We start from the raw sequence: 13,809 nt of genomic DNA on the forward strand, positions 1-13,809 counted from the left end.
GACGTCTCCCGGCACTCGTGCCCCCCTGTGGCTGACTACCTGCCGGAATTCTTCACCCTCGCGCTCGCGCACGCCCTCGCCGTGGCCAGCCCGGGGCCAGACTTCGCCATTGTGCTCCGGCAAAGCCTCCACCACGGGCGCCGCACCGCGCTCTGGACCAGCGTCGGCATCGGCTGCGGGCTCTCGATCCACATCACCTATTGTCTGCTCGGGCTCGGCCTGTTTCTGAAAAACTCCCCGGCGGCGCTGCTCACGGTTCAGGCGCTCGGCGCCGCCTACCTCGCGTGGATCGGCCTGCAGGCACTGCAGGCCCGGCCGCGGTCCGGCGACATCGACCTGGCCGGCGGCCCCGCCGAACCCTCCGCCCGCGCTGCGTGGACCACCGGCTTCCTGGTGAACCTCCTCAACCCGAAGGCCGCGCTCTTCTTCATCGCGCTGTTCCCGCTCGCGGTGAGCGCCACCACGCCCCGGCTCGTGCAGGTTGGCTACGGTGTCTGGATGACGGTCACGACCGTGGCCTGGTTCAGCTTTGTATCGGTCGTGTTCGCCCGCGAAAGCGTGCGCCGCGCCTTCCTGCGCCACGGCCACTGGATCGACCGCGCCCTGGGCGTGGTCTTCCTGGGTTTCGCCGTGAGCCTCGCCCTGGCATCGCTGGGGTAGGGGGCGATGTAGAGCGGGATTTCCGAATCCCGCCTTGCTCGCCGGCGGCACTGCCTCGCCATCTACGCCAAGCCTTCGTCGGCGATGCCGCCCTACACCCCGATCACAAATGCCGGCTCGGGGGCGTGAAGAAATACCGGTCGCCCTTTCGGTACGGCATGTTGCCGTCGAAGCGTCCGGGCGCCTCCTCATAGACGAGCACCTGCGCGGCGCCGATCTCCGACGTGAAATACCCGAGGACCGTGAGCTGCTTCATCAACTTGAAGAAATGCGCCGGCGCGGCGGCGGCCTTGGCGGCCTGGTGCGCCCGCTGCTCGGCGTCGAGGGCGTTCAGCCGCGCGGTGCGCGCGGCGGGCGTTGCGACCAGGAAACCCTCGGCGCGCAACTGCGCGAGCCCGGCCGCGAAGGCGGCGTGATGGGCGTCGTCGTAACAGTCCGTGACCATCATCGCCATGAAGGCGCCGACGCCCGCCGCCTTGGCGCCGGGGGTCTCGGTCGCCGGGATGATCGTCTCGGCGATCTCATCGAGCAGGACGAGGTCGTCGGCCGTGAAGCCGGGGCGGGGGGCCTTGCTGGCGAGCGTGCCGCCGCGCAGCCAGGTGTCGCCGCCGATGAGCGCCCCGCCGAGCAGAACGCCAAGGCGCGCGAGCATTTCACGCCGGGAAAGGGTGGTGGGGTGCGTGACAGGATTCATCACAGGTTCTGTTTCTTGAGTTCATCCACCGCGAAGGCAGCGGCGCGGGCCGTGAGGGCCATGTAGGTGAGCGAGGGGTTCACGCAGGCGGCGGAGGTCATGCAGGCGCCGTCGGTCACAAAGACGTTGGGCGCGTCCCACACCTGGTTGTGGCCGTTGAGCACCGAGGTCTTCGGGTCGCGGCCCATGCGGGCGGTGCCCATCTCGTGGATGCCGCGGCCGAAGTTGTAGCCGGCGCTGGTCTTCTGGACCTGCTTCATGCCGGCGGCCTCGAGCATCTCGGCGGCGTCGTTTTGCATGTCCTTCCGCATCTTCCACTCGTTGTCCTGGATGGCGCAGTCCATCGCCAGGACCGGCAGACCCCACTTGTCCTTGGTCGAGTGGTCCAGGCTGATGCGGTTCTCGTGGTACGGCAGGGTCTCGCCGAAGCCGGTCATGCCAATGGTCCAGGGACCGGGCTCGCTGAGGGCTTCCTTGAGCGGGGCGCCGATGCCGAGTTCCGGCACCTCGCGTTCCCAGCCGAGTCGGCTGGCGGCGCCCTGGTAACCGAAGCCGCGGAGGTAGTCGCGCTTGTCGTCGAACAAATTTTGGTAGCGCGGAATGTAGAACCCGCCCGGGCGGCGGCCGGCCACGATGCGGTCCTGGTAACCCTCGGCGTAGCCAAAGGCGCCGACGCGGAAGTGATGGTCCATGGCGTTGTGCCCGAGTTCGCCGCTGCTGCTGCCCAGGCCGCCCGGCCAGATGTCCGTGGCCGAGTTCATCAGCACCCACGTGGAATTGAAGGCCGAGGCGCAGAGGAAGACGATCTTCGCCGTGAATTCCGTGACCTGGTGCGTCGCGGTGTCGAGCACCTCGACGCCGGTGGCGCGCTTGGCGTCCTTGTCGTAGAGCAGGCGGGAGACGAGGGAGTCGGGCCGCAGCGTGAGGTTGCCGGTGGCGACGGCCGCGGGGAGGGTGGCCGACTGCGTGCTGAAGTACGCGCCGAACGGGCAGCCGAGCCAGCACTTGTCGCGGAACTGGCAGTTGACGCGGCCCGCGTGGGGCACGCTGAGGTTGGCCAGGCGGCCCATGATGAGGCGGCGGCGGTCCTGGTAATGGGTCTTGATGCGGGCGGCCACGTCCTTCTCCACGCAGTTGAGATCGAAGGGCGGCAGAAACTTGCCATCGGGGAGCTGGGGCAGGCCCTCGAGCGAGCCGCTGATGCCGGCGAAGGACTCGACATGGTCATACCAGGGCGCGACATCGGCGTAGCGGAGGGGCCAGTCGACGGCGATGCCGTCCTCGGCGTTCGCTGCGAAGTCGAAATCGCTCCAGCGGTAGCTGTGGCGGCCCCAGAGGAGGGAGCGGCCGCCGACCTGGTAGCCGCGGAACCAGTCGAAGGGTTTGGTTTCGGTGTAGGGGCAGTCTTGCTCGTCGGCCCACCACTCGGCGTTGGCCTCGTGGAGGAGGTCGCGGTTGGAGATGGGGCGCTCGGCGATGAGCTCGCGGGATTTTTTGCCGCGGTGCGGGAGTTCCCACGGGGCCTTGAGGGCGCTGGGGTAGCCGGTGATGTGCTCGACGTTGGGGCCGCGTTCGAGGAGGAGGACCTTGAGGCCCTGTTCGGTGAGTTCCTTCGCCGCCCAGCCGCCGGAAATGCCGGAGCCGACGACGATGGCGTCATAGGAGTGCGTGGAAACTGCCATGGGGTGCCTTCCAGAGAGGTCAGGATTCCCCCGGAAGCAATCCCGGGTTTTCATGATGATACCGTGATCAGTCCTCCCCCCGACCCGCGCCATCTGTAGCGGCGGTCTATGACCGCCGACTCCGCTATCCTGTAGGGCAGGATTTCCAAATCCCGCCACGCCCGCCGGCGGCATGCGGAGATGTCGCCCTTCACAACCCCGCCAAACCCCAGAGTATTGCCGCAAAAAGTCACAAGTACCCGGCCGCGGATGAAGCCTTCAAGGCGACTATAGTCGCGCGGAAGATTTGCGAGTGCAGGACGAAAGCCTTTTGCGCCTCTTTGCGGCTAACCTTGCCTTGCTGTAGGGCGGGATTTCCAAATCCCGCCTCACGCCCCCGGCGGCATGGCATTCATGTGCAGCAGGCCCCAGCCGTGGCCGTCGGGATCGAGAAAGCTATGCGTGTACATGAAGCCGAAGTCCTCCGCCTTGTCGTAGGTTGAGCCGCCCGCCGCGAGGGCCTTGGTCACGAGATCGTCCACCTCCTGGCGGCTTTCGCAGGTGAGGGTAAAGAGGGCTTCCACCGCCTGGGACGTGTCACAGACGGCCTTGGGCGTGAACTGGCGGAACTTGGCGTGGGTCGAGAGCATGACGGACAGCGTCTCGCTGATGCTGACGCAGGCGGCCGTGTCGTCGCTGAACTGCGGGTTGGGCGTATAGCCCAGGGCTTGGTAGAAGGCCAGCGACTTGGGCAAATTGGCGACCGGAAGGTTGAGGAAGAGCTGTTTGTTCATGGGGGAGGGGAGGCGAATACACCCTCAACGAACGATCCCGCGGAGGGCGGACAGGGAGGGTGGAAATCTTCAGCGATCAGGCAAAATCGATGGATTAGAACGGGGTCTGGCTCGAGCTGCATTAGCGTTGGAGTACAAAAGAGTCAGGCTGCGGATAGTGATATCAGGGCTGGAATGCTCGCTTACTATCATGAACTGCCGTCCGACCCGACTGCCGGATCTGCTGATAGGTTTTTTCATGTGGCTATGGCCTGCATGATCGGGCCATCACGACGTCCCGCTGCCGATCCGCTCCGAGGGTGAAAATATGCTCACCGACCTCAGTGAAGCCGCACTTTCTGTAGAAGGCGATCGCCCGCGGATTTCGCTCCCAGACGCCTAGCCAGACTACGTCGATTTGACGGCGAATCATCTCGGCGATGCACGCCTGCATGAGGTCGTGAGCGATGCCCGCACCCTGCCACGCTTTCGAAACATAGAGCCGCTGAATTTCGCCAGGTGCTTCCGCCATGACACAGGTAGGAGCATGCCCCCAACGCAGTTGCGCGTAACCGACCAGCTCGTCCGCGTCCTTGCTGAGCAGCGTAATCATCCCCGGGTCGGCAATCTCTTCTGCTTGAATATCCTGGCTGTAACTTTTCGAACAATGCGCGTCCATGTTTGCACGGCTATTATCGGCTTCAAACGTGTCGCGAAAGGTTCTTTCGGCGAGATCCGCGAGTCGCTTGGCGTCGCGGATACTTGCTTTTTGGATTATGCGCATGGGCGGAGAGGGTCCATAGCCATTCGGCTGCTGATTCTGATGCAAGGTTTAGCACCACATGAGCGCCCGACGCCGAATATCTTCACCTACCTTGCCGCGGCCCAGCGTTCGAGGGCGGCGCGGAGGTCGGTTTCGCGGACGGGCTTGCTCACGTAGTCGTCCATGCCGGCGGCGAGGCACTTCTCCCGGTCGCCCTGCATGGCGTTCGCCGTCATCGCGATGATGTGGACGCGGGGCGCCGGCCGACCGGCGGCGGCGGTCGCCTGCTCGCGCTGGCGGATGGCCTGGGTGGCCTCGTAGCCGTCCATCTCGGGCATCTGGCAGTCCATGAAGATCAGGTCGTAGGGCACGGCCGCGACGGCCTGCACGGCCTCCAGGCCGCTGGCGACGGCATCGGCGCTGTGGCCGAGCTTCCGCAACTGGGCGAGGGCGACCTTCTGGTTCACGGTGTTGTCCTCCGCGAGCAGGATGCGGGACTTCGCGGGCGCGACATAATCGGGCGAGGCGGGACGCGGCAGCACGGGCTTGGCGGCGGCGGGCTCGGCGCGGGGCGCGCCCATCACGTCCACCAGGCAGTCAAAGAGGCGCGATTGCTTCACGGGTTTCACGAGGTAGGCGTCGATGCCCTGCGCGGCCAGTTCGGGCTTCGTCATGACGTGCCCCAGCGAGGTCAGCATGATCAGGTGCGTGCGGGCGAGCACCGGGTCGGCCTTGATGGCGTGGGCGAGCGTGAGGCCGTCCATGCCGGGCATCTGCATGTCGAGGAGCGCGGCGTCGTAGGGCTGGCCCGCGGCGGCGGCGGCGCGCAGGGTCACGAGCGCCTCGGCCCCGCTGGCGGCGCTACCCTGTTGCATCTTCCAGGAAACGATCTGGTGGTGCAGGATCTGCCGGTTGGTGTCGTTGTCATCCACCACTAGCACGCGCAGGTCGACCGGATCCCGGGTGGGAGCGGGGCGCGCGGCCGCGCCGGCGGGCTTGAGGAAGCGGGCGGTGAACCAGAAGGTCGCGCCGGCACCGGGCGTACTTTGCACGCCGATCTCGCCGTGCATGAGGGCGACGATCTGCTTGGCGATGGCGAGGCCGAGGCCCGTGCCGCCAAAGCGGCGCGTGGTCGAGGTGTCGGCCTGGGTGAAGGCCTGGAACAGCCGCGCCTGCACGTCGGCGGGGATGCCGATGCCGGTGTCCACGACGCTGAAGCGCAGGGCCACGTCCGTGGCGGTCTCCTGCTCGCGGACCACGCGGACGACCACCTCGCCGCGCTCGGTGAACTTGATGGCGTTGCCGATGAGGTTGACGAGGACCTGGCGCAGGCGGCCGGGATCGCCGATGAGCGTGGCGGTGAGCTCCGGCGGGATGGCGGTGAGCAGCTCGAGGTTCTTCCGCTGGGCGCGCTCGGCCAGCATGTCGAGCGTGCCCTCGATGGTGTCGACGAGGTCGAACTCGAGTTCCTCGAACACCAGCTTACCGGCCTCGATCTTGGAGAAGTCGAGGATGTCATTGATGACGGTGAGCAGGGTGTCGGCGCTGGTGCGGATGGTCTCGGCGAACTCGCGCTGCTGGGGGTCGAGCGGCGAGTCGAGGAGGAGGCCGCTCATGCCGATGACACCGTTCATCGGCGTGCGGATCTCGTGGCTCATGTTGGCCAGGAACTCGCTCTTCGCGCGGGTGGCGGCCTCGGCGGCGTCCTTGGCGTGGCGCAGGTCCTCCTCCGCCTGCTTGCTGGCGGTGGCGTCGCGGTCGATACCGATGGTGTATTCGCGGCCGTCGATCAGCACGAGGCTGGTGGAGTACTCGACGGTGATGATGGAGCCGTCCTTGCGCTTGTGCTGGGCGAAGCCGTGGCTGCGCTGGTTCGCGCGCAGGTCGGTGAGGTAGTCGTGGGCGGCGCGGTAGGCCCACGGGTGCGCCTCGATGATATCGATGGACTGGCCGACGAGTTCCTCGCGCGTGTACCCGTGGATCTCGCAGGCCATGGGGTTGCAGTCGACGATCCGGACCGGGACGTCGGGGTCGTGCGGATCGAAGAGCATGAGGCTGAGCGGGGCCTTTTCCCAGACGATGTGCAGCTGGGGCAGGGTGAGGTTGAGCGTCTTTTGGTGTTCGCTGAGTTCCAGCGCGGCCCGGCGCCAGACGCGCGTGGCGTAGATCACGTAACCAAGAGTGAGGGCGGTCACGAGCGCGCAGCCGGTGGCGAACCCGTGCAGGATCAGCTCGGGCGGCAGGTCGGGTTCGAGCCACACCCAGGCGATGGCCGCGGCCAGCGCCACCAGCGCGGCGGCGGGTAACGCCACGGGCAGCGCCAGCATGAAGCGGGAGCGCGGCAGGGCGGCTGGGGTGGGCTGGGTGGGGCGGGCCGGCATGGGCGTTGAAGCCTGCACCCCACACTGCCGGAGGAGCGGGCCTTGTAAAGCCCGGGGCTCGGGGAAGGGGATGGACCTGGCGCGGGGGAACGCGTGGTGGCGGAGGGTGCGCGTTGACAAACCGGCGCGGAGCGCAGATTCGACCGGGTAGAGTCGCTTCGAGCCTGTGCCTTCGGGGCAGGCTCTCCACCACAGCCCGAATCGCTTACGCGAAGACGGCGCCGCCGAGGAGCTGTTCGCCCCGGTAGAGGGCCATGATCTGGCCGGAGGCGAGGGCGCGCTGGGGCGTGGCGAAACGGATGCGGGCGGAGGCCGGCGGGATCGCGGTATCCGGCCCACCCGGGTCCGGCGTGAACGTGATGGCGACGCGCGGGTCGCGGTAGCGCACGCGGCACTCGATTTCCGCGGGGGCGGTGAGCGGGTCGCCGATGAAACTCAGGCTGTGCACGCGCGCCTCGCTCGTCCACAGGCCGGGGGCGGCCGGGCCGTCGAAGGCGACGAGCAGGGCGTGATCAGCGGCGCGTTTGCCGACGACGACGTAGGCCTCGTTGTCCGTGTTCGACGGGATGCGGATCCCGCGGCGCTGGCCGATGGTGTAGTAATGGAGGCCGCGGTGTTCGCCGAGGACCCGGCCGTCGGTGGCGCGGACGATCGGGCCGGGGTGGTCGGGGACGTAGGCGCGGAGGAAGTCGGCCATCTTCACCTCGCCGATGAAGCAGATGCCCTGGCTGTCCTTCTTGCGGGCGTTGGGCAGCCGGGCGTCCGCGGCCAGCTCACGCAGCGCGGGCTTGGCAAGGTGGCCGATGGGGAAGAGGGCGTCGCGCAGCTGCGCCTGGGCGAGGAGGGCGAGGAAGTAGGACTGGTCCTTGTTGGGGTCGAGGCCTTCGAGGAGGGCGAAGGTGGAAGGCGTTGCCCGCAACGCGTTCGGATCGGAAAGCGCGTTGGGGGCAACGCGCTCCACCCGGCGGGCGTAGTGGCCCGTGGCCACGGACGCGAAGCCCTCGGCCCGGGCATAGTTCAGGAACACGCCGAACTTCATCTCGCGGTTGCACATCACGTCCGGGTTCGGCGTGAGGCCGCGCTGGTAGCCGTCGAGCAGGTAGTCCACCACCAGCCGGCGGTAATCCTGCATCAGGTTGACCACGCGGAACTCGATCCCGATGGCCTCGGCGGTGGCGCGGGCATCTTCGATATCCTGCATCCACGGGCAGTGACCGAGGACGTTGTCCTCGTTGATCCAGTTCTTCATGTAGGCGCCGACGATGTCGTGGCCCTGCTGCTTGAGCAGGAGCGCGGCGACGGAGCTGTCGACTCCGCCGGACATGGCGACGAGGATGCGGGACATCCGTCCACAGAAACCATGAATGGGCCCGAATGAACACACATTTTGCAGGCAGCGGCGGATACAGCACAAGGCCCTGAAAAATTTCATTGGGAGCGGATGGCTCGGGCGTGGGAGGGGCTTTGCGCCCCGATAATTCGCGTTCGTCGCCGGGAAAGGCGGGACCCGGAGCCCCTGCCTTGATCCCATCCCCAAAGCACGGCCGGTGACTTTGCCGAGTTGTCCCAGCACGGCCCGCACGAGTCTAAGGAGAGCGCAAAGCGCACGCTTGCGGTGGCGTGGCATCTGCTAGAAAGTATCGAGACCAACGCCACTTGTGAACACCCGCGCCCCTTTCAACCTTGAGCTGGCCCATCGCATCGCGCGGGCGTGGCTGACCTCGACCTCGTCGGGCATCATTGAGATGGGGGCCGACTGGACGGCCGAGTCGCTGCCGCTGCTGACGCCGGGCGACAAGGCCTTTGAGTTTTCCGACCTGAGCCCGGCGGAGCCGTCGCTCTATGCCGACGAGGCCGCCTACTACGTGGACGATGCCGGCCAGGTGGTCTTCATGCTCGATCCCGCCGAGCACAGCTGGGTCAACTTCACGGAAATGCCCGTCTACGTGGCGGGTGATTTCAACGGCTGGCAGGCCGCGGTGGGGCAGCCGGACTGGTCGATGGTCTGGGGCGACCTGAACGGCCGTCGGGTGCTGCTCCTGCGCAAGCCGGCCGCGGGGCTCCTCACCGAACCGCCGGCGCAGTTCAAGTTTGTGACCGGGGACGGCCGCTGGCTGGACCTGCCGCGTGACGCCACCAACGTGGTGGCGGGGGAGGGCGGACGCACGAACCGCCTGCTCAAGCGCCACCGCACGGGCCGCAACCTGTTCCGTTTCACCACGGCCGAGCCGGTCCTCCTGAACCAGACCTACTCGGTGATCCTCGTGCGCGAGGGCCGGGAGCCGCCGAAGGTCCGGGTGCGGCTGGGCAAGTTTTTCCACGCGCTGCGCAGCGACCTGCCGCTGGGCGCACGGGTGAGTCGCGGCGAGACGACGTTCCGGCTTTTTGCCCCGCGCGCCAAGCACGTGCGGCTGTTCCTCTGCGAGAAACTCGAGGACCAGAACAAGGCCTTCGGCTACGAGCTCGACCGGCGCACGGAGGATCACGGCTGGTCCGGCGTGTGGGAGGCGCATCTCAACCGCAACCTGCACGGCTGGTATTACTGGTACTCGGTCAGCGGCCCGCACGATGTGTTCGGCCACTTCCACCCGACGCAGAAGATCCTCGATCCCTATGCGCTCGCCGCCGTCAGCCGGGACGGCCCCGGCATCGTGCTGGATCCCGCGTGGGTGGGCCGCGCCGACCGCTCCTTCGCCACCCCCGCGTGGCAGGACCTCGTGATGGTGGAGGGCCACGTGCGCGACCTCGCGGCGCACGCCCCGCTGCCGCTCACCGCCGACGAGCGCCTGGGTTTCACCGGGCTGACCAAGTGGGTGGAGAGCCCGGATTTCTACCTGAAGAAGCTGGGCGTGAACTGCGTGGAGCTGCAGCCCGTGCACCAGGCCGACAACACCGCCCGCGGCGAGTATTTCTGGGGCTACATGCCGGTGAGCTATTTCGCGCCGGCGGCGGATTACGGCTTGGATGGCGCCCACGCGTCCCAGGTGAAGGAATTGCAGGCACTGGTGGCGGCCTTCCACCGGCAGGGCATGGCGGTGGTGATCGACGTGGTCTACAACCACGTCGGCGTGCCGGCGCACCTGATGTTCATCGACAAGCTCTATTACTTCGAGGTGAACGACGAGGGCGTGCTGGCCAACTGGAGCGGCTGCGGCAACGACCTGCGCGCCCGTTCGGCCATGGCGACGCGCCTTATCATCGACAGCCTGGTACACCTGATCGAGGTCTACGGTGTGGACGGCTTCCGGTTCGACCTCGCCGAGTTGATCGGCGTGGACGTGCTGCGGGATATCGAGGCGGCGGTGAAGCGGGTGAAGCCCGACGTGATCCTGATCGCCGAGCCCTGGAGCTTCCGCGGCCACATCGCCGCCGCCCTGCGACCGACCGGCTACGCCTCGTGGAACGACAACTATCGGGACTTCGTCCGCGGCTACGTGCACGGCCGCGGCGCCGCCGACACACTCGAGTATTTCCTGAAGGGTTCGCCCTGGCACTTCGCCTACTGGCCCGCGCAGACGGTCAACTACACGGAGTCGCACGACGACAGCACATGGATCGACGTCATCACCGAGAATCCCGGCCACAACGGCCACCAGCCCACCCAGAACGACCGGCAGCGCACGCACCTGATGGCGGCGATCCTGTTTTCCTCCGTCGGCATCCCGCTGGTGTCGGCAGGGCAGGACTTCCTGCGCAGCAAGCACGGCGTGAACAACACCTACCTGCGCGGCGACCTGAACGCGCTGGACTACCGCCGCGCCGCCCGTTTCCCGGCGACGCACAAGTACTTTGCCGACTGGATCGCGTTCCGGCGTTCACCCCGCGGGCAGCTGATGCGGCTGTGGGCGCGGCCCTCGGAGGGCTATTTCCAGTGCTTTGGCCGCGCGGGTCACCCGGCGCTGATCGCGATCTACAATGCGGACGGGAGCCACGGGCCGCAGAAACTCATGTTCGCCATCAACCCCCACACCGACGACACCACGATGCCGATCGGGACTTTCACGGAGGCCGGCTGGCGGATGGTGGCCGACCATGAATGTTTTTACCCGGAGGGCACGGACGGACCGCTCCAGGTGGGCCCGGAGGGTGTGTATATCCCGGGTCTGGGCTGCAGCTTGTGGATCGCCGGCTAAGGGAGGGAAGTCACACCTAAGAGGCGGCCAAACGCAGGTATTTTCCTGGTATTTGGACCCTTGATCCTTGTCTCTTCCCGGCCATCCGGCCGGGTAGCTCTGTTTATTACGCAAATATTGGCCACTGCTGGGCGGATAACGGCACAATTTGAGCATCACTCTTGCCAAAGGCCGGGGCCCGCTCTTCATTGGCCTTTCTTACCGTCCACGTTCTCAACCCACACCTAATATGGCAGTCAAAGTAGCAATCAATGGTTTCGGCCGCATCGGCCGCCTCGTTTTCCGCGCGCTGGTCGAGCAGGGTCTGCTCGGCACCAAGCTCGATGTCGTCGCCGTCGGCGATATCGTCCCCGCCGACAACCTGGCCTACCTCCTCAAATACGACTCCACCCAGGGCAAGTTCCAGGGCACGGTCTCGTCCAAGAAGTCCTCCCCGGACAAGGCCGAGGACGATGTGCTCGTCGTGAACGGCAAGGACATCCTCGTCGTCAGCGCCAAGTCGCCCGCCGAGCTCCCGTGGGCCAAGCTGGGGGTCGATCTCGTGATCGAGTCCACCGGCCTCTTCACCGACGCCGAGAAGGCCAAGGGCCACATCACGGCCGGCGCCAAGAAGGTCATCATCTCCGCCCCGGCGAAGGGCGAGGACATCACCGTCGTGCTCGGCGTGAACGACGACAAGCTCGACTACGCGAAGCACAACATCATCTCCAACGCCTCCTGCACCACGAACTGCCTCGCGCCGGTCGTGCACGTGCTCCTCAAGGAAGGCTTCGGCATCGCCGAGGGTCTCATGACCACCGTGCACGCCTACACCGCCACGCAGAAGACCGTGGACGGCCCGTCCAAGAAGGACTGGAAGGGCGGCCGCACCGCCGCGCAGAACATCATCCCGTCCTCGACCGGCGCCGCGAAGGCCGTCGCGCTCGTGTGCCCCGAGGTGAAGGGCAAGCTCACCGGCATGGCCCTCCGCGTGCCCGTCCCGACCGTCTCGGTCGTCGACCTGACCTTCAAGACCACCAAGGACACCTCGCTCGCCGAGATCAAGGCCGCCCTCAAGAAGGCGTCCGAGACCTACCTCAGCGGCATCCTCGGCTACACCGAGGACGAGGTCGTCTCCTCCGACTTCATCCACGACAAGCGCTCGTCGATCTTCGACGCGGGCTCGTCCATCGAGCTCAACAAGAACTTCTTCAAGCTCATCAGCTGGTATGACAACGAGTGGGGTTATTCCAACCGCGTCGTCGAGCTGACCCAGAAGATCGCCGAGAAGCTGTAAGGCGGCGTCCCGCCGCCAGTAGCGAGCATCGAGGAGCGAGTAGCGAGCAGACCAAGCTCCTACTCGCTTTCTTTTTTATCCTGCTCGCTACCCGCTACTCACTACCCGCTACCTCCTCCTCCCCCCATGTCCAAATTCAAATCCATCCGCGACCTCGCCCTCGCCGGCCAGCGCGTGTTCATCCGCGTCGACTTCAACGTGCCGCAGGACAAGACCACCGGCGCGATCACCAACAACGCCCGCATCGCCGCCGCGCTGCCCACGATCAAGTACGCCCTCGAGCAGGGCGCCGCGGTCGTCCTCGCCAGCCACCTCGGCCGGCCGGACGGCAAGAAGATCGCCAAGTTCTCGCTGAAGCCCGTCGCGGTTGAGCTCGAGAAGCTCCTCGGCCGGCCCGTCACCTTCCTGGACGACTGCGTCGGCCCAGCCGTCGAGGCCGCCTGCGCCACGCTCGCGCCCGGCAGCGTGGTGCTGCTCGAGAACCTGCGCTTCCACATCGAGGAGGAGGGCAAGGTGAAGGAGAAGCAGGCCGACGGCACCGAGAAGTCGATCAAGGCCGACCCGGCCGCGGTCGCCGCCTTCCGCGCCTCGCTCTCGAAGCTCGCCGACGTCTACGTCAACGACGCCTTCGGCACCGCCCACCGCGCGCACAGCTCGATGGTCGGCGTGACCCTGCCGCTGAAGGCCGCCGGTTTCCTCATGGAAGCCGAGCTCAAGGCCTTCGCCAAGGTCATCGAGACCCCGGCCCGCCCGCTGCTCGCCATCCTCGGCGGCGCCAAGATCGCCGACAAGATTCCGCTCATCAACAACCTGATCGAGAAGGCCGATGAGATCATCATCGGCGGCGGCATGGCCTTCACCTTCAAGAAGGTCCTCACCGGCATGGAAATCGGCAATTCCCTCTTCGACGTCGAGGGCGCCAAGATCGTCCAGGAACTCGCGGACAAGGCGAAGGCCAAGGGCGTGAAGCTCACGTTCCCCGTCGACTTCATCATCGCCGACCGCTTCCCGGGCTCCCCCGCCGACATCGCGGCGGTGCAGACCGGCGTGGCGGATGACCAGGCCGGCATCCCCGCCGGCTGGATGGGCCTCGATTCCGGCCCGAAGTCACGCGAGCTCTTTGCGACCGTGATCGGCCGGGCGAAGACCATCATCTGGAACGGCCCCCCGGGCGTGTTTGAGGTCGAGAAGTTCGCCGAGGGCACGAAGGCCATGGCGGCGGCGTTTGCCGCGGCGACGGCCGCCGGCGCCATCACCGTGGTCGGCGGCGGCGACACCGCCACCGCGGCCAAGAAGGCCAAGATCATCGACCGCGTCACCCACTGCTCCACCGGCGGCGGCGCCAGCCTCGAACTCCTCGAGGGCAAGATCCTCCCGGGCGTGGCATTCCTAGAAACCTAATATCCATAGCAGCGAGTAGTGAGTAGCGAGTAGCGAGCATCTCGCGATTCCTACTGAATTTCTACTC

At 66.6% G+C, this 13,809-nt stretch carries 10 protein-coding genes; 4 read left to right on the forward strand and 6 right to left on the reverse strand.

From position 1 onward, the window contains the following. The first annotated feature begins 27 nt into the window (after positions 1 to 27). The gene (locus Verru16B_RS11005; protein ID WP_069962331.1) at positions 28 to 660 is read left to right on the forward strand and encodes a LysE family transporter; all 633 of its coding nucleotides are present in this window, start codon (positions 28 to 30) and stop codon (positions 658 to 660) included. Positions 661 to 763: 103 nt separating this feature from the next. Here Verru16B_RS11005 and Verru16B_RS11010 read toward each other — a convergent pair whose 3' ends face one another. The 6 genes from Verru16B_RS11010 to mnmA all read right to left on the reverse strand — a co-directional run bounded on the left by Verru16B_RS11010 (position 764) and on the right by mnmA (position 8,277). Then, on the reverse strand, positions 764 to 1,312 hold the full coding sequence (locus tag Verru16B_RS11010) for a gluconate 2-dehydrogenase subunit 3 family protein (RefSeq protein WP_218918779.1): 549 nt from the start codon (positions 1,310 to 1,312) through the stop codon (positions 764 to 766). A gap of 41 nt (positions 1,313 to 1,353) precedes the next feature. After that, positions 1,354 to 3,036, reverse strand: a complete 1,683-nt coding sequence (locus Verru16B_RS11015) for an FAD-dependent oxidoreductase (protein ID WP_069962333.1) — start codon at positions 3,034 to 3,036, stop codon at positions 1,354 to 1,356. A gap of 368 nt (positions 3,037 to 3,404) precedes the next feature. After that, positions 3,405 to 3,809 (reverse strand): VOC family protein, encoded by a 405-nt coding sequence (locus Verru16B_RS11020; RefSeq protein WP_069962334.1) that lies wholly within the window; start codon positions 3,807 to 3,809, stop codon positions 3,405 to 3,407. Positions 3,810 to 4,053: 244 nt separating this feature from the next. Further along, positions 4,054 to 4,572, reverse strand: a complete 519-nt coding sequence (locus tag Verru16B_RS11025; RefSeq protein WP_069962335.1) for a GNAT family N-acetyltransferase — start codon at positions 4,570 to 4,572, stop codon at positions 4,054 to 4,056. Between the two features lie 86 nt (positions 4,573 to 4,658). Further along, on the reverse strand, positions 4,659 to 6,932 hold the full coding sequence (locus Verru16B_RS11030; RefSeq protein ID WP_069962336.1) for a PAS domain-containing hybrid sensor histidine kinase/response regulator: 2,274 nt from the start codon (positions 6,930 to 6,932) through the stop codon (positions 4,659 to 4,661). Between the two features lie 205 nt (positions 6,933 to 7,137). Next, the gene (gene mnmA / locus Verru16B_RS11035; protein ID WP_069962337.1) at positions 7,138 to 8,277 is read right to left on the reverse strand and encodes a tRNA 2-thiouridine(34) synthase MnmA; all 1,140 of its coding nucleotides are present in this window, start codon (positions 8,275 to 8,277) and stop codon (positions 7,138 to 7,140) included. Between the two features lie 313 nt (positions 8,278 to 8,590). On the opposite strand from mnmA, the gene Verru16B_RS11040 reads away from it, so the two are divergent. From Verru16B_RS11040 to pgk, 3 genes are all read left to right on the forward strand, one after another. Further along, a complete protein-coding gene (locus Verru16B_RS11040; protein ID WP_237023393.1) occupies positions 8,591 to 11,065 on the forward strand; it encodes an alpha-amylase family glycosyl hydrolase in 2,475 nt (824 codons plus the stop codon). Positions 11,066 to 11,294: 229 nt separating this feature from the next. Next, positions 11,295 to 12,341: a type I glyceraldehyde-3-phosphate dehydrogenase gene (gene gap, locus Verru16B_RS11045; RefSeq protein ID WP_069962338.1), complete on the forward strand. Its 1,047-nt coding sequence runs from the start codon at positions 11,295 to 11,297 to the stop codon at positions 12,339 to 12,341. A 126-nt stretch (positions 12,342 to 12,467) separates the two neighbouring features. Then, positions 12,468 to 13,742 (forward strand): phosphoglycerate kinase, encoded by a 1,275-nt coding sequence (gene pgk / locus Verru16B_RS11050; protein WP_069962339.1) that lies wholly within the window; start codon positions 12,468 to 12,470, stop codon positions 13,740 to 13,742. Positions 13,743 to 13,809: the final 67 nt, after the last annotated feature.

It is taken from the genome of Lacunisphaera limnophila (assembly GCF_001746835.1).
GTDB classification, from domain to species: Bacteria; Verrucomicrobiota; Verrucomicrobiia; order Opitutales; family Opitutaceae; genus Lacunisphaera; species Lacunisphaera limnophila.